Here is a 20,392-nt window from a genome sequence, read left to right as displayed (position 1 = left end):
ATGAGTTTCCGTAATCTAGTGAATGAAGCTTCCATAGACGGAAAACGAACGGTCTGTTTCTTCTTTCAAAATTTTAATGGGTTCGGGGGCGCCGAACGATCTGCGATATCGGTCGCAAATGGGCTTGCCGAGGCAGGCTTTGATGTCACCCTTCTGAGTCTCGCGAGTATTGGGTCGCCGTTCTTCGCAGTGGATGAGCGTGTGAGGATGGTTTCTATTTTTGAAGAGAAAACGTCATTCAAAAAGAACTACTTCTTGATATTGCATGAGATAAGAAAGTTACTGCGTAAATTGAAGGTCGACGTGTGGGTTGATGTTGATCCAATCATGTGTTTGTTTTCGACGGCTGCGTTGTCGTTTTGTAACGTTAAACGGGTAGCGTGGGAACACTTCAATCTAACGAACGATCTCGGCCGAAGGGAGCGTCGATGGGGGCGGTGGCTGGCAGCGCGCTATTCCGACGTGGTAGTCGTTTTGACTCGACAAGACCAAGAGATGTGGATTACGAATCTCAAGCCATATGCAACGGTTGAAGTAGTTTATAATCCATGCCCCTTCGAAGGCGAGTTAGTAACAGCTGGCGACGTGAAGGAGAACATGGTTCTTTCGGTTGGTAGGCTGGTTGAATTGAAAGGCTATGATCTCCTGATTGAAGCTTGGAAAGTCACATGCGGAGACAACACGAGGTGTGCTGGATGGACACTTGTAATCGTCGGTGACGGTCCCGAAGAGGGGCGCCTCAAGAGTCTTTCAAAGCAGATCGGTGTTGCAGACTCAGTTGTATTCGCCGGCAAGCAGAGCGATGTCGCCCGCTACTACCGGAGCGCCGATATATATTGCCTAAGCTCGCGAGCCGAAGGCTTGCCGATGGTCCTGATCGAAGCGCAAGCCTACGGCTTGCCTATCGTTGCCTTTGACTGTTTGACCGGACCAGCCGAAATTGTCTCGGATGGCCGAGATGGAATTCTCGTCAAACCTGGTGACATCCATGGTTTGGCGCAAGCTATGAGTATTCTTATAGATGACAGAAATAGACGGTTGAATATGTCGTCTGCATCTCGAACCGCCTCCAGTCGATTTGATCGTAATGAAATTATTAAGCAGTGGCGCGCCCTATGCATACGGGGTAGTCAATAATGAACCACAGAGTTGTGCGAGCCAGATTTCCGGTCAAAGTGGCTTGGTTAATGCTGTTTTCCTTTCAGGTGATTCAATATTTCATTGGTCGTTCAGGAATTGTGGTTTCGGATAGCGTCTATGCTGCTGAAGTCATGATTTTCGTCTTTTTTACACTTTTTAGTACAAGGGCGGTGAAGGGTGTATTCGCTTCCCTATTTTTCCTGTTTAGTGCGTCATTTTATTTGTTTATTTGTGGAAGATTTATTGCGATATTCCTTGGATACGATTCAGGTGAAGGTGCATTTGACCTGAACTGGATGACGTCATATGTAGCAAGTCAAGATATTCGGGGTTCGTCTTTTCTGTACCTGTCATCGTTTATATGTCTGTACAATATAGGTTATTTTCTATTTGTTTTTGAGAGAAATTACGAGACTGATGATCGAGAGGTAAATATTTATATAGTTTCCCTGCTGATTATTGTGTTCTCGTTGTTGCAGATTTATTCTGGATTGAGTGCTGTAGTTTCAGCGTTTAAAGGTGGTTACGAATCCATTTATGCAGCTCAAGCGGGGGAGTACTCTGCCGGAGCAGCAACTATCAGCATATTGTTTTATGTCTCGATTTCTCTCGCGTTTACAACTAAATCCTCATTGACGAGAAGGGTTGCTATCGTACTGCTGATTGCTTCTTCCATCATTTCATTGATTGCGGGCACTCGAGGTGGATTTATTTCTGTTCTCATGTTGCTCGTGTGGTTGTATGGAAGAAATAATTCAATCAGTGCAAGGAAGATTGCGACGATCTTCGTATTAATGGGATTGGTGCTTGAAGTTGTAATGCAATTCTCTGCCAGAACTAGCGGTCATGATGATCTGAACATCGCAGAGATTCCGCTTTATTTCGTCTATTCTCAAGGTGTTTCGTTGGGGGTGTTTGCTTTCTCGCAAACCGTTTCCGCATTTCCGCTGACTGCTTACATTCAATCTTTGATGCCGGGGGCGCTCTTTATTTTGAAAAGCTTTTCTGGAGCGGTGGAACTGCACAATGCTAACTTTCTAAACTATCTGTCCTGGACTGCGAGCCCGAGCGGTTACGCTGCCGGCTTTGGCTTGGGTTGGACGCTGTTGAGCGATTTATATGTTTATTCGTTTGGATTTTTCCCAGTGTTTGCAATATTTTCACTGCTCTGTGGATTAGGCGTGAGATGGCTGGACGATAGAGGGCGCATGTCAGGAGTGTGGACGGCAGTTTGTGTTGGATTGTCTTTGAAACTATTTATGCTCCCGAGATCAAGTATATCGACTGTCTTTAGTTTTCTTGTTTATTTTTACATTTTATACATGATCGTACGCATACTGGGGCGGCGTAGTGGCTAATTACTCTTCTGTCACTTCGATCCCTAGATTTTTACAGGCTCTCTTGCCTCTGCGATATGCGACCAAGCCGACTGGGCCAGACAAATAAATATCCTCTGCGAGATCTTTGCCATCGACGTCCGCGTATCGTCCGGTACGCGGATGAAAGACAGCGGGCGCGGCATCGGGTAGATGTAGTAAAACATCGGCGCCTTCAAACCTTCTCACGATGATGTCACGACCGATGGTCGCGGGCCCGCAAGCCTCTCCGACGAACTTGTCATAACCGAGGTAACTGGGAACAATCCCGTAGTGCTGAATTGCCGATATGAAAATATCGGTTCGATCATTTGAATTAATCAGATAGACGGCCATCGCGGTCTGAACGCTAGGCCTATCTACTGATTTAAGTTGGAAGATGAAATGAACAGATTTTTGCCTTATCTGCGCGAGCGAAAAAAATTTCATCAATTCCAACATTCGACTATTGCTGGTGAGTATTCCCTTTGGAAATTCTCCACCCCAGTAATCCTCGTACAGCACTCCGTCTACCGATGAGATGATGCGGTGTGCAGTTTCCGATTCGGCCGGTACGTCAAGTGAATAATTGAGCGTTAAGGTCTTTTTAGCGCGATGCAGCGTTTGGGCCACCTGGTCGAGCCACGCCAGTTTTACTGAATTTAATCTTTCGGTTCCGGCGGAGCCTGAGTAGATCGGCTTAAATGTCCCGGAAGGCGATTTTATCCCACATGCTCTTTCGTGGTCGCCGAGTTGGAAATTGTCTATACCGACATCGGTTTGCCAGGAAGCGGAGAAATTTGCAATCTGCCACATTCTGACTTGCGGATTACCTATGTCCAAGGGCACAATCGGCCTTCCAAACTGGAACGCGACGTTCTCTCCATCACAACGATACAAAACCCATTCGGGATGATGCATCAACCATTCGGACAAGGGGGTTCCGGTTGAATCTCGCAGGTAGGGAAAGTAGCTGCTCAGAATAGTATTGGGGGCGTAGTGCTCCCAAAGTGCTCCATTTCGGCCATCGTTCCTGCTTTGCCAGATGTACTTGTATTCGGCTCCGTGGGTTTTAATCCATTGCTCAACTACGGCGGGTTCGACGACCAGAAATTTTCGAGGTTGCTCGGACGCTGCATGGCATGCAACGGTCAAGCCCAGAAGGAAGGCGGTAACGCATGTTACGTGGCGCATAGTAGGGACGGGGGCTCTTCTGCTCGTTGGGAAAAGCACAGAGCGTATGCGATCGAAGTGCGCTGATTGTCATGCCGCGCAGCGATTTGTTGATCACAGTCCAACTTGGTCACACGCACAGTCGTTCTGTGTCTCACATCTCCACCGGATGCTGCTTCAACTGCTTCCTCGCCTCGCGAAACTCCGGAAAAATCGACTCCACCGTCTGCCAGAACCTCGGGCTATGGTTCATCTCCCGCAAATGCGCGAGCTCATGCGCAACCACATAGTCGACAACAGAGAGGGGAAAATGAATCAACCGCCAGTTCAAGCGAATTCTCCCTTCGCTTGAACAGCTTCCCCACCGCGTGGCAGCCGAAGAAAGCGCATAAGACCGAAACGAAACCCCAAGCTTCTCGGCATACACCTCAAGCCGCTCACCAAAAACCCGCGTCGCTTCACCCTGAAGCCATCCAGTCACGCGATCCTTGATCTGTTGCGCCTCAGCATGCGGCGGTAACGGCAACGCGAGCACGCGCGTCGCCTCGTCGAAGGCGAGCAAAGCAGCCCCGAGCTTCACCGTAATCGGCTTGCCAAGAAACGGCAGTTCAGCCCCGTCGCTCCATTCCACACGCGGCAAGGCTCGCTGCTCCGTGCGTGTCTGCCACTCGGCGAGCTTCGCGAATATCCAACGCTGCTTCTCGGCGATAGCAGTCTCGATATCGGCGATCGTGACCCACCTGGGTGCGGTGATGCTAAGCCCAGTACCGTCGATCACGAATCCAATCGATTTGCGCGATGAGCGCCTAAGCCGGTAATGCAGCGTGCGCGCACCGAGCACGGCAGTACGCAGCCGCGTGCCATCCGGCGCGAGCGGTGCCTTACCTGGCCGTTCAGGCGAGGGCGAAGGAGCAGGCTGCGGTGTGAGGGAGGGGGAAGACGCATCAGGCGCGAGAACAGGCGCCGGTTCAGCAAAAAGCGGCAAGTCGAGCTGCCGGTTGTCGAGTGCCGCGTTTGGGCGCGGCGTGGGGGACTTCTGCATCGTCAGGCCTGGTGCGGATGGGCGTGCGCGGCGTGGGCGTTTGCCGCTTTTCGCGGGGCGTTTGCGTAGGGCTTCTGGCGCAGTGTTGCGCGGCGCGCTCAGCCGCGCGGCGAGCAGCGCCAACACTCGCGCGCCAACCCTCCGCGCAACGCGAGCCAGCACTTCAAGCATCGGTGCCTCAAATCCGCGCTGCTTTTGCCGCTGCGCCATCCGTTTCGCGATACGCCTCAGGATCGATGCGTCGCATTTCCGCTTCGATCCACTGCTCCACGCGCGTGTTCACTTCGTCGGGCGTGAGTCCGGTCGTCTCGATCGGCTTGCCGATCGACACCGTGACTATACCCGGATATTTCATGAACGAGTTCCGGGGCCAGACGTGGCCCGCGTTGTGCGCGATGGGCACAACGGGCGCGCCCGTTTCAATGGCGAAGCGCGGGCCGCCGGTCTTGTACTTGCCCTGCTTGCCCACTGGTATGCGCGTGCCTTCGGGGAACATGATCACCCATGCGCCTTCGGCCATGCGCTGCTTGCCCTGACGAATAACCGAAGTGAAGGCGTTCTTGCCTTCCTTGCGGTTGATGTGAACCATCTTCAGCATGCCCAGCGCCCAGCCGAAGAACGGCACGAACAGCAGCTCGCGCTTGAACACGTAGCACATCGGTCGCGGCATGAGCGCGGGGAACGCCAGCGTTTCCCATGCGGACTGGTGCTTCGAGAGGAGCACGGCTGGCCCGTTGGGCAGGTTCTCCATGCCCTCGATGCGGTAGCGAATGCCATTGAGGTAGCGCGCGACGAAGAGCGTGGAACGGCACCAGCCCACGGCCATCCAGTAGCGCCGCGTCGCGTTCATGAACGGGAACGCGATAAAGCATGCCGTTGCGTACGGCATCGTGTAGACGATGAAGTAGATGAACAGCAGCAGGGAGCGGAGAAAGCGCATCGGTCGAGCCGGGTTAATGTACGCGTGAACGGCCTGAGCCTTCACGCATGGGAGTTCGCTAGAAAATCGAGCGCGAAAGCGCGCAGGTCGTCGTGGATCAGCGTGCCTTCAGGCAAGCCGCCGGCGGCGAGCGTTTTCTCGCCCTTGCCCGAGCGCACGAGGTGCGTGCGAAAGCCGAGCGCCGCGCCCGCTTGCAGGTCGCGCAGCGAGTCGCCCACCACCGGGGTATCGGCGGGTTCGATCTCGAAGCGTTCCGCGATCATCTTGAGCATGCCCGGCTGCGGCTTGCGGCACTCGCAATGGTCCTGGGCCGTGTGCGGACAGAAGAACACGGCGTCGATGCGCCCGCCCACGGCCGCGGCCTGGCGGTGCATCTTCGCGTGCATGGCGTTGAGCGCGGCCATGTCGAACAGTCCGCGCCCGATGCCCGACTGGTTCGACGCCACCGCGACGCGATAGCCCGCCTGGTTCAGGCGCGCGATCGCTTCGAGGCTGCCGGGAATCGCGACCCATTCGTCCGGCGACTTGATGAACGCGTCGGAGTCGACGTTGATCACGCCGTCGCGGTCGAGGATCACGAGTTTTCTGGTGGTGCTGTTCGGCATGGCGTCTCGCTCAGTTCAGCTTATGCAGCGAGTCGCGAGATGTCCGCGACGCTGTTCATCTGCCGATGCAGCGCCTTGAGCAGCGCGAGGCGGTTCGCTCGCAGCGCCGGGTCTTCGGCGTTGACCATCACGTCGTTGAAGAACGTGTCCACGGTTTCGCGCAGCGCCGCGAGCGCGGTGAGCGCGCCCGTGTACTCGCGTGCGGCGAGTTGCGTTTCCACGCGCGGCGCGACCTGTTCGAGCTGCGCGTAGAGCGCCTTCTCGGCGGCTTCGACGAATAGGGCGATTTGCACGCTGGCGTCTTCCACGCCCTCGGACTTCTTGAGGATGTTGGAGATGCGCTTGTTGGCTGCCGCGAGCGAGGCCGCTTCCGCGAGCGCTGCGAATTCGCGCACCGCGTCCAGTCGCGAGACGATGTCGTCGAAGCGCGTGGGATTCAGTGCGAGCACGGCGTCCACTTCGGTCGCCGCAAAGCCGCGTTCGCGCAGCATGCCGCGCAGGCGGTCCATGCAGAACTCGTAGATGGCCTGGGTCGATTCCGTCACCGCCTCGATGCCCGCGAATTGCGCGTACGTGGCGCGCAGCAGTTCGACCAGGTCGAGCGGCAGTTGCTTCTCGACGAGAATGCGCAGCACGCCCAGCGCGTGGCGGCGCAGCGCGAACGGGTCCTTCTCACCCGTAGGCGCGAGGCCAATGCCCCAGATGCCGACGAGCGTTTCCAGCTTGTCCGCGAGCGCTACGATCGTACCCGTCGTGGTAGCGGGCAGCGCGTCGCCCGAGAAGCGCGGCTGGTAGTGCTCGGAGCACGCAATCGCCACTTCTTCGGGCTCGCCGTCGTGGCGCGCGTAGTACGTGCCCATGGTGCCTTGCAGTTCGGGGAACTCGCCGACCATGTCGGTGAGCAAGTCGGCCTTCGCAAGGCGTGCGCCGCGTTTCGCGAGCGCGACATCGGCGCCGGAAAGTACGGCAATCTGGCCCGCGAGCGCTTCGAGGCGCTCCACGCGCTGCAGCGTCGAGCCGAGCTTGTTGTGATAAACCACGTTCGCGAGCAGCGGCACACGGTCGGCCAGCGGCTTCTTCTTGTCCTGCTCGAAGAAGAACTTCGCGTCGGCCAGACGCGGGCGCACGACGCGTTCGTTGCCTTCGACGATCTCGTCGGGCGTTTGCGTCGCGATGTTGGAGACGATCAGGAAGCGCGAGCGCAGGCGGCCCTGATCGTCGGTGAGCGCGAAGTATTTCTGGTTCGTCTGCATCGTGAGGATCAGGCATTCCTGCGGCACCTGCAGGAATTCGTCCTCGAACTTGCACGCGTAGACGACTGGCCATTCGACGAGCGAATTCACTTCGTCGAGCAGCGACTCGGGCATCACGACCTTGTCACTACCGGCCTGTTCGATGAGTTGCGCGCGGATCGACTCACGGCGGTCGGCGTAGCTCGCGATCACGAAGCCCTTGTGCTGGAGCGTGTGCGCGTAATCGTCGGCGTGCTGGATGGCGATCAGGCCTTCGGAGAGGAAGCGGTGGCCGCGCGTAGTGTCGTCGGCGTCAACGCCGAATGCCGTGACCGGCACGATCTGCTCGCCATGAAGCACCGTGAGGCGATGCACCGGGCGCACGAATTGCACGTTGCTGCCGTCCGGGCGTTGGTAGGTCATGACCTTCGGAATTGGCAGCTTGCCGAGCGCTTCGTCGAGCACGGCTTGCAGGCCGTCGGCGAGCGTCGCGCCCGGCGCCGAGTAGCGCAGGAAGAACGCTTCGTTCTTGCCGTCGCTTGCGCGTTCGAGGTCGCTCACGGGGAAATCGGGGAAGCCGAGCGCCGCGAGCTTCTTCGCGAGCGGCGCGGTGGGCTGGCCGTTCGCGTCGAGCGCGACCGAAACGGGCAGCACTTTTTCGCGCACCTGTTTTTCGGGCGCGACGCTGCGCACGTTCTTGATCGTGACAGCGAGGCGTCGCGGCGTGGCGTAGCGTTCGAACGAGAGATCGCCTTCGATCAGGTCGCGCGCGGCGAGGCGCTGGGCGATGCCTTCGGCGAACGCGTCGCCCAGGCGCGCGAGGGCCTTCGGCGGCAGTTCCTCGGTCAGCAGTTCGACGAGGAGAGTGGCGTGATGAGCTTGCGTCATTGTTCTAGAGATCCGGTCATTCCTCGTCGAACTTGCGTTCGACCTTCAGCGGCGGCGCCCAGGCGGGCATCGCGGCGTCCTGTTCGTCGGTGGTGAGGCCAGGCACGCCGTGCACGGGGTTGCCGAGCATCGGGAAGCCGAGCTTCTCGCGCGACTCGTAGTACGACTGCGCCACGCTGCGCGAAAGCGCGCGAATGCGGCCGATGTACGCTGCACGCTCCGTCACGGAGATCGCGCCGCGCGCGTCGAGCAGGTTGAACGTGTGGCCGGCCTTGAGCACGAGCTCGTAGGCGGGCAGCGCGAGCTGCAGATCGATCATGCGCTTCGCTTCGCTCTCGTACGCGTTGAAGAACGTGAACAACAGGTCGACGTTCGCGTGCTCGAAGTTGTAGGTCGATTGCTCGACTTCGTTCTGGTGATAGACGTCGCCATACGTGAGGCGGCGCATTTCCGGGCCGTTCGGGCCTTGCTCTTCCCACTCGGTCCAGACGAGGTCGTAGACGTTCTCGACCTTCTGCAGATACATCGCGAGACGCTCGAGACCGTAGGTGATTTCGCCGAGCACCGGCTTGCAGTCGATGCCGCCCACCTGCTGGAAGTAGGTGAACTGCGTGACTTCCATGCCGTTGAGCCACACTTCCCAGCCGAGGCCCCAGGCGCCGAGCGTGGGGTTCTCCCAGTCGTCTTCGACGAAGCGCACGTCGTTCTGCTTCAGGTCGAAGCCGAGCGCCTCGAGCGAGCCGAGATACAGGTCGAGAATGTTCTCCGGCGCGGGCTTGAGCACCACCTGGTACTGGTAGTAGTGCTGCAAGCGGTTCGGGTTCTCGCCGTAGCGGCCGTCCTTCGGGCGGCGCGAGGGCTGCACGTAGGCCGCGCGCCACGGCTCGGGGCCGATCGCGCGCAGGAAGGTGTGGACGTGCGAGGTGCCGGCGCCGACTTCCATGTCGATCGGCTGGAGCAGTGCGCAGCCCTGCTTGTCCCAGTAAGACTGGAGCGTCAGGATGATTTGCTGAAACGTGAGCATGTGTGCCTGCAGTGTCTTTCGGGCTTTCGGGAGCGGAATGCGGCGGCCTGCCCAAGCGAGCGCGCCGGCGGGGCGGCGATGCTCCGCCTTGCCCTTTCCCCTTGCGTGGCCCGGGCCGGGAGGCGGCCAAGTGCTAAAACGTTGAATTTTACCGGATTGCCGGAGCCTTGAGACCTGGACGGGGTTCCGGCGGCCGGCAGCGGTGTGGTTGGGTCGTCGGCGTGACCTTGCGCGCGCCTTATTTCCCGTTCGCCGGTTTGCGTTCCTTCGCGCCCTTGAAGGCCGGCCCGAACGCAAAGCCGAGCGCCAGCAACAGCAACGAAACGGCGATCACGGTGTTGTTGCCGCTCGTCACGTAGGGCGTGAAGCCGCTCGTGCCTTCCACCTTCACGTCGAGCGAGCCCGCCGTGAACGTAGGCAGACGGGCTATCACGCGGCCTTTCGCGTCGATGGCGGCGGTCGCGCCCGTGTTGGTCGCGCGCAGCATTGGCCGGCCGGTTTCGAGCGAGCGCATCCGTGCGATCTGGAGATGCTGGTCGAGCGCGATGGTGTCGCCGAACCACGCGAGGTTCGTCGAGTTGATGAGGATGCCCGGCGAGGTCGGGCTCTCGCGCACGATGCGCGCGATTTCCTCGCCGAAGATGTCCTCGTAGCAGATGTTCACGGCCACGAGTTCACCGTGGACGAGGAAGGGCGGCTGCACGGGCGCCCCGCGCGCGAAGTCGCCGAGCGGGATGTTCATGAGATTGACGAACCAGCGGAAGCCCCACGGCACGAACTCGCCAAAGGGCACGAGGTGATGCTTGTCGTAGCGATAGAGGCCGTTGTGGCCCGGCGTGATGCCGAACAGGCTGTTGGTGTAGTCGATTACGCGTCCGTCGGACGTGATCGTGCCGCCCACTGCACCGAACAGGATGGCCGTATTCGTACCGTCGGCGAAGGCGCGGATATCGCGGCCGAACTTCTCGGGAATCTCCTGCACGAGCACCGGCACGGCGGTTTCGGGCGTGACGACGAGATCGGCGGCCTTTTCGGTGATGAGCTTCTGGAATTCGTTGAGCGCGTCGATCATGCCCGACTCGGAGAACTTCATCTCTTGCTTGACGTTGCCTTGCAGCAGACGCACGTTGAGCGGCGTGCCGGAGGGTTGCGTCCACGAGACGAGCGAGAGCAGCAGGCCGGCCGCGATTACGGCGACAGCGAGCAGCGCCGGCGTCGCGACCGCGCCGCGCGAGGGCGCTGCGGCGGCCTGGTGATTCGCGCCTCGCACGCGCAAAACCGCCTGTGCGATGAGCGCGGCGACGAGCGCGAGCACCCAGCCCACGCCATACACGCCGACGATCGGCGCGAAACCGGCGAGCGGACCGTCCACCTGCGCGTAGCCGCTCGCAAGCCAGGGAAAGCCGGTGAACACATAGCCGCGCGCCCATTCACCGAGCGCCCACGCGCTTGCGAACGCGAAGGCGCCGTGCCACGTCGGCGAAAACGGCAATTCGCCGCTGCGTCCATTCTTCGCATGTCCGGCGCAGAACGACCAGATGAGCGCGGCGAGCGCCGGATACATACCGAGGTAGAGCGAGAACAGCACGAGCGCCGCGCCCGCGAGGACCGCGGGCATGCCGCCGTAGAAGTGCATGCTCACGTAGAGCCACCACACGCCGCTCACAAAGTTGCCGAAGCCGAATGCCCAGCCGGTGAAGAGCGCGGTCTTCCAGCCGGTCGTGCGCGTGAGCCAGAAATAGAACAGCGCGAAGATCGCAATGGCGAGCCAGCCGCCGTGCGGCGTGGGCGCGAACGACAACGTGTTGAGCGCGCCCAGCGCGGCGGCGGCGAGATAGTGCCAGAAGGGCAGCGCGCGGCGCGCGGCGCCGTTGGTGGTTTCGGTCGCGCGCGGCTCGGTGCGCGTGCGGGTATCGATCGGTTCGGCCATGCGGTGCGGTGGAATGCGATGAAATGCGCGATGAAGGCGCGAGCGCGGATTGCGCGACGAGCGCAACGATAGCACTTTCGTGCGTCGTTACCGGGAAGGCCTCCTGGGGACGGATCGGTGCTTCGGCGCGCTCGAAGCAAAACGCCAGCCCGAAGGCTGGCGTCGTCTGCGCATGCGAGGCGCGATCGCGTGAACTCAGGTGCCCGGCGGCTGCAGCGCGGCTTCGCGCTGTCCTGCCATCGGGTCGCGCCGCACCAGCAACATGTGGACCTGGCGCGCGTCGGCGCGAAGCACCTCGAAGATCAGATCGCCGATGCGCACTTTTTCCCCGCGATGCGGCACGTGCCCGAAGTGGTTCGTCACGAACCCGCCGATCGTATCGACTTCCTCGTCCGAATAATGGGTACCGAACGACTCGTTGAACTGCTCGATCTCGGTGAGCGCGCGCACGCGGAAGCGCCCGTCGGGCGAGGCGATGATGTTGCCGCTTTCCTCGTCGAAGTCGTACTCGTCCTCGATGTCGCCGACGATCTGCTCCAGCACGTCCTCGATCGTGATGAGACCGGCCACGCCGCCGTATTCGTCCACGACGATGGCGATGTGGTTGCGGTTCTGGCGAAAGTCGTGCAGCAGCACGTTCAGGCGCTTGGACTCGGGGATGAACACGGCCGGGCGAAGCATGCCGCGCACGTCGAATTCCTCTTCGGCGTAGTAGCGCAGCAGGTCCTTCGCGAGCAGCACGCCGATCACGTTGTCGCGATTGCCGTCGTACACGGGGTAGCGCGAGTGCGCCTTCTCCAACACGAACGGAATGAATTCGTCAGGACTTTCGGCGATGTTGATCGCGTCCATCTGGGCGCGCGGGATCATGATGTCGCGCGCGCAAAGCTCGGACACCTGGAACACGCCTTCGATCATCGAAAGCGAATCGGCGTCGATCAGGTTGCGCGCGTGCGCGTCCTGGAGGATTTCGAGAAGCTCGCTGCGTGAGTCGGGCTCGGGCGAGATGAAGTCGGTCAGCCGCTCGAGTAAGGAGCGCTTTTCCTGCGGTTTGTCGGTCTGGCGTCGACTGGGATAGGAGTCGTTCATGGTGGTGCGCCCTTTGCCGCTTGGGGCAGGGCGCGCTGTTGCGGAGGGTTAAGGATACAACACGCCTGTGGCGCGACCGTGTAATGGCACACACGGCGCACACGTTGCACACCGGCAGATCAATCCTAACGCAGATGCGGCGTGGCCGCCCGGTGGACGAAAAAGACCCATGCCGTTACACGGCGCTCACGCGCAGCGCGCGAGCAACCGCTCCAGCGCGCGGTCGCGCATGCCGCTCTCGCGCAGCGCGTCCACGGTGCGGCGCACGTAGTCGAGCGTCGTGCCGTAGCGGCCCGACGCGCAGCCGAACACGGTGCGCACCGTCGCTTCGGAAAGCTTGCCGGTGTACGACGGCACATCGCGCCGCATGACGAAGGCGAGCGCGTCGACACGGCGGCCGTCGCCGAGCACGCAGGGCAGCCAGGCAGGGCGGTAGGAGCCCATCGGCATCTCGCGGCGCCAGAGCGCTTCGAGGTGCGGCATCACGCCTTCGGCCGCAAGACGGAACGCGACGCCCGCACACGAGCCGCCGCGGTCGAGCGCGAGCACGAGGCCCGGTTGCTCGGGCGTGCCGCGGTTTACGCGCGACCACAGGTAAAGCCCGCGATGGTAGCCGTGCACACGCGAACGCACGTTCTCGACGGTGGGCAGGCCTGGGTTCCAGATCAGCGAGCCATAGCCGAAGAGCCAGATGTCGCTTGCGCCGTCCCAGCCTTTCACCTTTAGCGTGCAGTCGAGCGAGGCCCGCAGTTCGTCTTCGCTCAGGAGCCGCGACTCGCCGAGCGAGGGCGGATAGCCGGGGCAGGGCACGCTCGCATCGCCCGCCTCGGGCAGCGCTGAGGGTTCGGCGAAGTCGGGCGTGCGTTTGTCGTTCATGGCGGGGGCTTACTTGTACGGATCAGGAAAGCCTAGCGAGTTGAGCACTTCGGTTTCGATGCCTTCCATCTCTTCGGCTTCGGCCTCGTCCTCGTGATCGTAACCCTGCGCGTGCAGCGCGCCGTGCACGAGCAGGTGCGCATAGTGCGCGGCGAGCGGCTTGCCCTGCTCTGCGGCTTCCTTCTCCACCACGGGGCAGCACAGGATCAGATCGCCCGTGACCGGATCGTCCTCGCTCTCCGCATAGGCGAAGGTGAGCACGTTGGTCGCGTAGTCCTTGCCGCGATAAGTGCGGTTGAGCGTGCGGCCTTCCTCGGCATCGACGAAGCGCACGGCCAGCTCCGCGTCCGCGAAGAGCGCGGCCTTGAGCCACGCCGCCACGGTGGCGCGCGGCAGCGCGGCCTTGTGCTCGGGGAACGCCTTTGCGGCGGGGAACTGCACGGTCAGTTTGAGTTTTGGTGCGCGGGGCATGGGGCTAAAGCAATGAAACGACGCAGGCGGCGGCGTTAGCGCGCGTCGCCTGCGCCTTCGACCTTTTTCGAATGCGCGTCATAAGCCTCGACGATACGCGCGACGAGCGGATGGCGCACGACGTCCGCACTCGTGAAGTGCGTGACGGCGATGCCGCGCACGTCCTTGAGCACATGCTGCGCTTCGATCAGGCCGCTCTTGTGGCCGCGCGGCAAGTCGATCTGCGTGGTGTCGCCGGTCACGACCGCCTTCGAGCCGAAGCCGATGCGCGTGAGGAACATCTTCATCTGCTCCGGCGTGGTGTTCTGCGCCTCGTCGAGAATGATGAACGCGTGATTGAGCGTGCGCCCGCGCATGTAGGCGAGCGGCGCGATTTCGATCATCTGGCGCTCGAACATCTTCGCGGTCTTGTCGAAGCCGAGCAGATCGTAAAGCGCGTCGTACAGCGGACGCAGATACGGATCGACCTTCTGCGAGAGATCGCCCGGCAGGAAGCCGAGACGCTCGCCCGCTTCCACGGCCGGGCGCGTGAGCACGATGCGCTTCACCTGATCGCGTTCGAGCGCGTCCACGGCGCAGGCCACGGCGAGATAAGTCTTGCCGGTGCCCGCGGGCCCGATGCCGAACGTCACGTCGTGCGAGATGATCTGCTTGAGGTACTCGCGCTGCGCGGGTGTGCGCCCACGCAGGTCGGCGCGGCGCGTGTAGAGCTTCGGGCCCAGTTCTTCGACATCGACGTCTTCGCGCGCGGGTTCGTCGAACGGATGATCAGGGTCGCCGCGAAAACGCGGGTCGATCTCGCTGGCGTCGTTGCTGCCACTGTTGCCGCCGTTCACATTGCCGCGCACGCCGCCGTTGCCATTGCCGCGCGGATCGTTCGCCGAGTTGCTGCCGAAGTTCGCCGGGTGTCGTGCTTCGACGAGCGCGAGCTGAATGTCGTCGACGGAAAGCGGGTCGCGCGCCTGGTTGTAGAAGTTCTCGAGCGCCGCGAGCGCCAGCTTGGCGCCGCGCCCGCGAATGGTGATGCGATGGCCGCGCCGCGCGAGCGTCACGTCGAGCGCTTGCTCGATCTGCCGCAGGTTTTCGTCGAGCGGGCCGCAGAGGTTGGCGAGCCGCGCGTTGTCGTCGCGCGGCGCGGTGAATTCCAGATGCTGCTGATTGGGCTTCAAGGTGTCTCTGAACTCCTGAATTCCTGGGTGGGTGCGCCGAGCCGATTAATGCGCGAGCGTCGAGGCATCTTCGTGCGCGAGCACGAGTTCGCCGCGCAGCGAGTGCGGGTACGCGTGGTTGATCTTCACGTCGATCATCTGGCCGATCAGGCGCGCGTGCGAAGCAAGCGGCGCCGGGAAGTTCACCACACGGTTGTTCTGCGTGCGGCCCGACAGTTCGCTCGGGTCCTTGCGCGAAGGGCCTTCCACGAGAATGCGCTCGACCTTGCCAACCATCGAGTGGCTGATGCGGGCCACGTTCTCTTCGATCGTGGCCTGAAGGTGCTGCAGGCGCTTGAGCTTCACCTCGCGCGGCGTGTCGTCTTCGAGATTCGCGGCGGGCGTGCCCGGGCGCGGGCTGTAGATGAACGAGAAGCTCGTGTCGTAGCTCATCTCTTCGACGAGCGCCATCATCTTCTGGAAGTCCTCTTCGGTCTCGCCGGGGAAGCCGACGATGAAGTCCGTGGAGAGCGACAGGTCCGGGCGGATCGCGCGCAGCTTGCGGATGATCGACTTGTACTCGAGTACGGTGTAGCCGCGCTTCATCGCCATGAGCACGCGGTCCGAGCCGTGCTGCACCGGCAGATGCAGGTGGCTCACGAGCTTGGGCACCTTCGCGTAGGTGTCGATCAGGCGTTGCGTGAATTCCTTCGGGTGCGAAGTCGTGTAGCGGATGCGCTCGATGCCGGGGATTTCCGCGACGTATTCGATGAGCGTGGCGAAGTCGGCGACGTCGTGTGCGCCAGCGGTCAGCGCGCCACGATAAGCGTTCACGTTCTGGCCGAGCAGCGTGACTTCACGCACGCCCTGGTCCGCGAGGCCGGCGATTTCGGTGAGCACGTCGTCGAGCGGACGCGAGACTTCTTCACCGCGCGTGTAGGGCACGACACAGTAGCTGCAGTATTTCGAGCAGCCTTCCATGATCGAGACGAACGCGCTCGGACCTTCCACGCGCGCGGGCGGCAGATGGTCGAACTTCTCGATTTCGGGGAAGGTGATGTCCACCTGCGCGCGGCCCGAGGCACGGCGCGCGTCGATCATCTGCGGCAGGCGGTGCAGCGTTTGCGGGCCGAACACGACGTCCACGTACGGCGCGCGCGCGACGATCGCCGCGCCTTCCTGGCTCGCCACGCAGCCGCCCACGCCGATGATCAGGTTCGGGTTCGCTTCTTTCAGCTCGCGCACGCGGCCGAGGTCGGAGAAGACCTTCTCCTGCGCCTTTTCGCGCACCGAGCAGGTGTTGAAGAGAATGACGTCCGCGTCTTCGGGTGTGTCGGTCTTCACGAGACCTTCGGCGGCGCCGAGTACGTCGACCATCTTGTCGGAGTCGTACTCGTTCATCTGGCAGCCAAAGGTCTTTACATAAACTTTCTTGGTCATCGGGGTTCGCCGTTCGCAGTGGTTGACCTGGGGGCGTCGTCCGCTTGATGCACGCGCGTGATGCGCGGTTTGCACGTCAGGACTACGGTGTTTTATGGGGGCAGAATCGGGGTGCGGGGAGGCCGGCTATGAGACCGGCACTGGCATCCTGTTTCTGGCAATGCGCGCAATGCGTGTTTTGCAACTTGGGACGTTCCGCTTTGCTTTTCACTTCGTTTTGCCGACGCACATTTATCAATGCGGATGCGGCTGCGGATCGCTGTCTGCGCAATCCAACATTATATCCGTTTGCGCCTTTGGCTTTGCGTCGCAACGGCCGGATCCGTGCAGGGCGCCAGCGCCTCCAGTTCGCCCGAAGTCTGCGTGAAACGCTCGGTGAGGAAATCGAGCAACGCCCGCACGCGCGGCGCGAGAAAGCGGTTGCGGTGATAGAGCGCATGCAACGGTGCGTCGGGGTAGCGCCACTCGGGCATCACGGTCTTTAGCCGCCCGGCGCGCAGATCGTCGGCGACATCCCAGATCGACTTCACCGCAAGTCCGTAGCCGCACAGCGCCCACTGGCGTGCCACTTCGCCATCGGTGGATTCGAGCGCGCCGTCGAGCGGCACCGTGTAGGTCTGCGTTTCGTCGCCGCGCGTGAAGCGCCATTCGTTCACCGGCCCCGCCGCCGAACCGATCACGATGCAGTCGAAACGGGCCAGATCGGTTGGCTCACGCGGTTCGCCGCAGCGCGCGAGGTATGCGGGCGAGGCGCACAGCACGCGGCGGTTCGGTGCGAGCCAGCGCGCCACGAGCGAGCTGTCCTGCGGCGTGCCGAAACGGATCGCGAGATCGATGTCTTCGAGCACGAGGTTCGAGAGCGAGTCGGTCAGCATCAGCGCGAAACGCACGTCGGGGTAGAGCGCGCGGAATTCGTCGAGCCAGGTCATCAGCAGATTGCGGCCGAAATCCGAGGTCGCCGAAATGCGCACCTTGCCGCGCACCGCGTTCTGGCCCTCCTGCAAGGCCGCCTTGGCATCGTCGAGCGAGCGCAGCGCGTGCTCGCTGCAGGTGAGGTGGAGGCGGCCTTCGTCGGTGAGGCGCAGTTGGCGGGTGGTGCGGTCGAAAAGACGCGCATGCAGCTCCGCTTCGAGCCGCGCGAGCCGGGCGCTGGCCGCCGCCGGCGTGAGGCCGAGCTTGCGGCCCGCCGCGGAAAGGCTGCCGAGGCGGGAGGCCTCCACGAAAAGGCGCACATCACCGAGCTTGTCCATCGCGCGATTATTAGAAAACGATTGAAAATGATTCAAATGCTACGCCAATTATCAAATTTGAGCGTAGCCGCGACAATGCGCGTGTTTTCAGGACATCTGCCTCGGCACGCAAGCCATGCAACTCGATCACGTCACCCTCGTCACGCCCGACCTCGGAGGCGCATGCCGCTTCTTTCGCGACATCGTCGGCCTGGGCGACGGCCCGCGTCCGCCGTTTCGTGTGGACGGTCACTGGCTCTACGCGAACGGCCGCCCGGTCATCCATCTGGTCGACGCGACCGTACCCGCGCGGTTGCCAAATGCGTCGTCTGCGCTCGTGGCGCCGCGCATCGATCACGTGGCGTTTCGGGTGGCGCCCGGTGAAGCGTGGCGCGCGCTCGTCGAGCGGCTTGCCGCGCATCGCGTGCCGTACCAGCTGGCCGAGGTGCCCGCGAGCGCGGAAGTGCAGCTTTTCGTCGCGCTCGCGCCGGGCGTAGTCGTCGAGTTCGTGACGTCGATGCCCGCTGGCGCGGCGGCCTCGCTGTGGCCTGATTCCCACTGAAGCCAACTTGAATCAAGGCTGATTTTCGGAGATTTCGATGCCTATTCCCTTGCTCGCGCTGGCCATTAGCGCCTTTGCCATCGGCACCACCGAGTTCCTCATCATGGGCCTGTTGCCCGACGTCGCACGCGATCTGAACGTGACGATTCCCGCCGCGGGCCTGCTCGTTACCGGCTATGCGCTCGGCGTGGCGGCCGGCGCGCCGCTGCTCGCCGCGCTCACGAGTCGCATGCCTCGCAAGCTCGCGCTGCAACTGTTGATGGGCGTGTTCATCGTCGGCAACGTGATGTGCGCCGTCGCGTCGAACTATTCGCTGCTGATGGTCGCGCGTGTCGTCGCGTCGTTCGCGCACGGCTCGTTCTTCGGCATTGGCGCCGTGGTGGCCGCGTCGCTCGTGCCGCAGGAAAAGCGGGCGAGCGCCATCGCGCTGATGTTCACCGGGCTCACGCTTGCGACCGTGCTGGGCGTGCCGTTCGGCACGGCCATTGGCCAGCAGTTCGGCTGGCGCGTGGCGTTCTGGATCGTAAGCGGCTTTGGCGTGATTTCGCTGATCGGCGTGACCGCACTGGTTCCCAACCATCACGACAGCGGCCCCGCAGGCCTCGGCCACGAAGTGCGCGTGCTGCGCGACCCGCAGGTGTGGCTCGCGCTCGGCATGACGGTGCTGGGCTTTGGCGGCGTGTTCGTCGTGTTCACCTACATCGCGCCGATTCTCGAACAGGTGGGCGGCTTCTCGCCGCGCGGCGTGACGCTGATGCTCGTGCTGTTCGGCGTAGGCCTCACACTCGGCAACACGCTCGGCGGCAAGCTCGCGGACCGCGCGCTGATGCCTTCGCTCATGGGCATACTCGTGATGCTTGCCGTGGTCATGGCCATCTTCACGAAGACAAGCCATGCCATGTGGCCTGCCGCGATCACCGTGTTCGTGTGGGGCATCGCCGCGTTCGCGACCGTGCCGCCCTTGCAGATGCGCGTGGTCGCGAAGGCTGCGGCGGCGCCGAATCTCGCTTCGACGCTGAACATCGGCGCGTTCAACGTGGGCAATGCAATGGGCGCATGGATGGGCGGTCTCGCCATTGCGCACGGCGTGGCGCTCGATTCGCTGCCGTGGGTGGCCGCAGCCGTTTCGGTGGCGGCGCTCGCGCTCACCTGGGCGGCCGCGCGGCTCGACGCACGCAACGCACCGGTGCGCCATGCGAGCGTGGCGGCGCGGCAGAATACGTGAGCGCCTGATGGAGGCACTGCGGAAGGCAATGCGCCTTATGCGCAGGGTGCGAAAGCAATCCCGGATTCGCGCTCTGCAATGCTGATAACAGTGTGAAGATAACTTCGTTGGGCGCGGCAAATCGCAATGCTAGTCTTGCCTCCATTCATGCTCTTGCGCCGCAATGACGCGGCGCGCCTGGAGGCAGCCATGCATTCACCCCTCGCGCTCGTGCGCGATGCACAGCCCAATATTGCGCACACCGAAGGATCTTACGAGGCCCTCGAGCATCTCGTAGGCGTGAACCTCGCGCGCCTGCGCGCCGAGCGCCAGCTTTCGCTCGATGCGCTCGCTCGCGCCTCGGGTGTCTCGCGCGCGATGCTCGCGCAGGTCGAGTCGGCGCGCAGCGTGCCGTCGATCAAGGTGCTTTGCAAAGTGGCGGCGGCGCTGAAGGTCTCGGTCTCGGCGTTCCTGCGGCGGCATGCCGTGAACGGCTTCGAGCATTTGCCCGCCGAGCGCGCGCCACGCCTCGTTTCCGCCGACGGCCGTTATTCGGCACGCGCGCTCTATCCGGAAGGGGAGCCCGCTGCAGCCGAGTTTCACGAACTGCGCATCGCGCCGCTGCATACCGAGCCCGGCGTGCGCCGCCTACCCGGCACGACGGTGAACCTCGTGGTGAGCGAGGGCACGCTCGAAGTGAGCGTGCACGATCGGCGCCAACTGCTCGCCACGGGCGACGCGATTCTTTTCGACGCCGACCAGCCGCATAGCCTGCGCAACCCGGGCGACACCGAAGCGCGCGTGTTTCGCGTGACGCTCAACGCCGAGACGCCGCCGCGCTGGGACGTGCCCGCCGCGCCCGCTGGCGGCGAGGCGGCTTCGGCAATCGAAGCGCTCAGGACGGTCGATGCGGTCGCGGCCGTGGCGGTTCAGCCGGCATGAATCGCGTCGCGTCTCGCATGGCGGCGCGCCTGCCGATGCGGCATCGCACAAAACCTGTTTTGAAGACGTTGTCTAGTCGTAGTTTTTCGCGCTGCACGGTTT

18 protein-coding genes are annotated in these 20,392 nt (G+C 62.1%); 5 read left to right on the top strand and 13 right to left on the bottom strand.

Annotated features, from left to right (window positions below; all coding sequences use genetic code 11):
• Both L0U83_RS11740 and wzy read left to right on the top strand, forming a co-directional pair.
• Nucleotides 1-1,137 (top strand): glycosyltransferase family 4 protein, encoded by a 1,137-nt coding sequence (locus L0U83_RS11740; RefSeq protein ID WP_233882880.1) that lies wholly within the window; start codon nucleotides 1-3, stop codon nucleotides 1,135-1,137.
• Nucleotides 1,137-2,498, top strand: coding sequence for an O-antigen polysaccharide polymerase Wzy (gene wzy / locus L0U83_RS11735; RefSeq protein ID WP_233882879.1), 1,362 nt, complete (start codon nucleotides 1,137-1,139; stop codon nucleotides 2,496-2,498). The genes L0U83_RS11740 and wzy overlap by 1 nt, the downstream gene beginning before the upstream one ends.
• On the opposite strand, the gene L0U83_RS11730 is transcribed toward wzy, so the two are convergent.
• From L0U83_RS11730 to L0U83_RS11670, 13 genes are all read right to left on the bottom strand, one after another.
• On the bottom strand, nucleotides 2,499-3,689 hold the full coding sequence (locus L0U83_RS11730) for a hypothetical protein (RefSeq protein ID WP_233882877.1): 1,191 nt from the start codon (nucleotides 3,687-3,689) through the stop codon (nucleotides 2,499-2,501).
• Nucleotides 3,690-3,822: 133 nt separating this feature from the next.
• On the bottom strand, nucleotides 3,823-4,710 hold the full coding sequence (locus L0U83_RS11725; protein WP_233883880.1) for a M48 family metallopeptidase: 888 nt from the start codon (nucleotides 4,708-4,710) through the stop codon (nucleotides 3,823-3,825).
• A gap of 178 nt (nucleotides 4,711-4,888) precedes the next feature.
• Entirely contained in the window at nucleotides 4,889-5,650 is a 762-nt protein-coding gene (locus tag L0U83_RS11720; RefSeq protein ID WP_233882875.1) for a lysophospholipid acyltransferase family protein, read from the bottom strand.
• Nucleotides 5,651-5,691: 41 nt separating this feature from the next.
• A complete protein-coding gene (gene gmhB / locus L0U83_RS11715; protein ID WP_233882873.1) occupies nucleotides 5,692-6,255 on the bottom strand; it encodes a D-glycero-beta-D-manno-heptose 1,7-bisphosphate 7-phosphatase in 564 nt (187 codons plus the stop codon).
• A 20-nt stretch (nucleotides 6,256-6,275) separates the two neighbouring features.
• A complete protein-coding gene (gene glyS / locus L0U83_RS11710; protein WP_233882872.1) occupies nucleotides 6,276-8,375 on the bottom strand; it encodes a glycine--tRNA ligase subunit beta in 2,100 nt (699 codons plus the stop codon).
• A 16-nt stretch (nucleotides 8,376-8,391) separates the two neighbouring features.
• Nucleotides 8,392-9,399, bottom strand: a complete 1,008-nt coding sequence (glyQ, locus tag L0U83_RS11705) for a glycine--tRNA ligase subunit alpha (RefSeq protein ID WP_233882870.1) — start codon at nucleotides 9,397-9,399, stop codon at nucleotides 8,392-8,394.
• A 238-nt stretch (nucleotides 9,400-9,637) separates the two neighbouring features.
• Entirely contained in the window at nucleotides 9,638-11,329 is a 1,692-nt protein-coding gene (lnt, locus tag L0U83_RS11700) for an apolipoprotein N-acyltransferase (RefSeq protein ID WP_233882868.1), read from the bottom strand.
• A 195-nt stretch (nucleotides 11,330-11,524) separates the two neighbouring features.
• Nucleotides 11,525-12,418 carry a CorC family transporter gene (locus L0U83_RS11695; protein WP_233882866.1) on the bottom strand — a complete coding sequence of 298 codons (894 nt, stop codon included), beginning with the start codon at nucleotides 12,416-12,418 and terminating at the stop codon, nucleotides 11,525-11,527.
• Between the two features lie 186 nt (nucleotides 12,419-12,604).
• A complete protein-coding gene (locus L0U83_RS11690; protein ID WP_233882864.1) occupies nucleotides 12,605-13,294 on the bottom strand; it encodes a gamma-glutamylcyclotransferase in 690 nt (229 codons plus the stop codon).
• Nucleotides 13,295-13,303: 9 nt separating this feature from the next.
• Nucleotides 13,304-13,765: an rRNA maturation RNase YbeY gene (ybeY, locus tag L0U83_RS11685; protein ID WP_110384371.1), complete on the bottom strand. Its 462-nt coding sequence runs from the start codon at nucleotides 13,763-13,765 to the stop codon at nucleotides 13,304-13,306.
• Nucleotides 13,766-13,800: 35 nt separating this feature from the next.
• Nucleotides 13,801-14,934 (bottom strand): PhoH family protein, encoded by a 1,134-nt coding sequence (locus L0U83_RS11680; protein WP_233882863.1) that lies wholly within the window; start codon nucleotides 14,932-14,934, stop codon nucleotides 13,801-13,803.
• 45 nt (nucleotides 14,935-14,979) lie between these two features.
• Complete coding sequence (gene miaB / locus L0U83_RS11675) at nucleotides 14,980-16,353, bottom strand: tRNA (N6-isopentenyl adenosine(37)-C2)-methylthiotransferase MiaB (RefSeq protein ID WP_233882862.1); 1,374 nt, start codon at nucleotides 16,351-16,353, stop codon at nucleotides 14,980-14,982.
• Between the two features lie 278 nt (nucleotides 16,354-16,631).
• On the bottom strand, nucleotides 16,632-17,603 hold the full coding sequence (locus L0U83_RS11670) for a LysR family transcriptional regulator (RefSeq protein WP_233882858.1): 972 nt from the start codon (nucleotides 17,601-17,603) through the stop codon (nucleotides 16,632-16,634).
• A 115-nt stretch (nucleotides 17,604-17,718) separates the two neighbouring features.
• Between L0U83_RS11670 and L0U83_RS11665 the strand changes: the two genes are divergently transcribed.
• The 3 genes from L0U83_RS11665 to L0U83_RS11655 all read left to right on the top strand — a co-directional run bounded on the left by L0U83_RS11665 (nucleotide 17,719) and on the right by L0U83_RS11655 (nucleotide 20,290).
• Nucleotides 17,719-18,144 (top strand): VOC family protein, encoded by a 426-nt coding sequence (locus L0U83_RS11665; protein WP_233882856.1) that lies wholly within the window; start codon nucleotides 17,719-17,721, stop codon nucleotides 18,142-18,144.
• Between the two features lie 37 nt (nucleotides 18,145-18,181).
• On the top strand, nucleotides 18,182-19,369 hold the full coding sequence (locus L0U83_RS11660) for an MFS transporter (RefSeq protein WP_233882855.1): 1,188 nt from the start codon (nucleotides 18,182-18,184) through the stop codon (nucleotides 19,367-19,369).
• 189 nt (nucleotides 19,370-19,558) lie between these two features.
• Nucleotides 19,559-20,290, top strand: coding sequence for a helix-turn-helix domain-containing protein (locus L0U83_RS11655; protein WP_233882853.1), 732 nt, complete (start codon nucleotides 19,559-19,561; stop codon nucleotides 20,288-20,290).
• Nucleotides 20,291-20,392: the final 102 nt, after the last annotated feature.

It is taken from the genome of Paraburkholderia flagellata (assembly GCF_021390645.1).
Lineage (GTDB): Bacteria > Pseudomonadota > Gammaproteobacteria > Burkholderiales > Burkholderiaceae > Paraburkholderia > Paraburkholderia flagellata.
The sequence above is the reverse complement of the archived record's forward strand: the minus strand, read 5'-3'. Positions and strand labels throughout refer to the sequence as shown.

Excerpts from the sequence above, each read along its gene's own strand:
- L0U83_RS11730 (WP_233882877.1), bottom strand. The coding sequence starts at position 3,689 with ATGCGCCACGTAACATGCGTTACCGCCTTCCTTCTGGGCTTGACCGTT.
- glyQ (WP_233882870.1), bottom strand. The coding sequence starts at position 9,399 with ATGCTCACGTTTCAGCAAATCATCCTGACGCTCCAGTCTTACTGGGAC.
- L0U83_RS11670 (WP_233882858.1), bottom strand. The coding sequence starts at position 17,603 with ATGGACAAGCTCGGTGATGTGCGCCTTTTCGTGGAGGCCTCCCGCCTC.
- L0U83_RS11690 (WP_233882864.1), bottom strand. The coding sequence starts at position 13,294 with ATGAACGACAAACGCACGCCCGACTTCGCCGAACCCTCAGCGCTGCCC.
- L0U83_RS11695 (WP_233882866.1), bottom strand. The coding sequence starts at position 12,418 with ATGAACGACTCCTATCCCAGTCGACGCCAGACCGACAAACCGCAGGAA.
- ybeY (WP_110384371.1), bottom strand. The coding sequence starts at position 13,765 with ATGCCCCGCGCACCAAAACTCAAACTGACCGTGCAGTTCCCCGCCGCA.
- L0U83_RS11725 (WP_233883880.1), bottom strand. The coding sequence starts at position 4,710 with ATGCAGAAGTCCCCCACGCCGCGCCCAAACGCGGCACTCGACAACCGG.
- miaB (WP_233882862.1), bottom strand. The coding sequence starts at position 16,353 with ATGACCAAGAAAGTTTATGTAAAGACCTTTGGCTGCCAGATGAACGAG.
- gmhB (WP_233882873.1), bottom strand. The coding sequence starts at position 6,255 with ATGCCGAACAGCACCACCAGAAAACTCGTGATCCTCGACCGCGACGGC.
- L0U83_RS11720 (WP_233882875.1), bottom strand. The coding sequence starts at position 5,650 with ATGCGCTTTCTCCGCTCCCTGCTGCTGTTCATCTACTTCATCGTCTAC.
- L0U83_RS11665 (WP_233882856.1), top strand. The coding sequence starts at position 17,719 with ATGCAACTCGATCACGTCACCCTCGTCACGCCCGACCTCGGAGGCGCA.
- L0U83_RS11655 (WP_233882853.1), top strand. The coding sequence starts at position 19,559 with ATGCATTCACCCCTCGCGCTCGTGCGCGATGCACAGCCCAATATTGCG.
- glyS (WP_233882872.1), bottom strand. The coding sequence starts at position 8,375 with ATGACGCAAGCTCATCACGCCACTCTCCTCGTCGAACTGCTGACCGAG.
- L0U83_RS11740 (WP_233882880.1), top strand. The coding sequence starts at position 1 with ATGAGTTTCCGTAATCTAGTGAATGAAGCTTCCATAGACGGAAAACGA.
- L0U83_RS11660 (WP_233882855.1), top strand. The coding sequence starts at position 18,182 with ATGCCTATTCCCTTGCTCGCGCTGGCCATTAGCGCCTTTGCCATCGGC.
- wzy (WP_233882879.1), top strand. The coding sequence starts at position 1,137 with ATGAACCACAGAGTTGTGCGAGCCAGATTTCCGGTCAAAGTGGCTTGG.
- lnt (WP_233882868.1), bottom strand. The coding sequence starts at position 11,329 with ATGGCCGAACCGATCGATACCCGCACGCGCACCGAGCCGCGCGCGACC.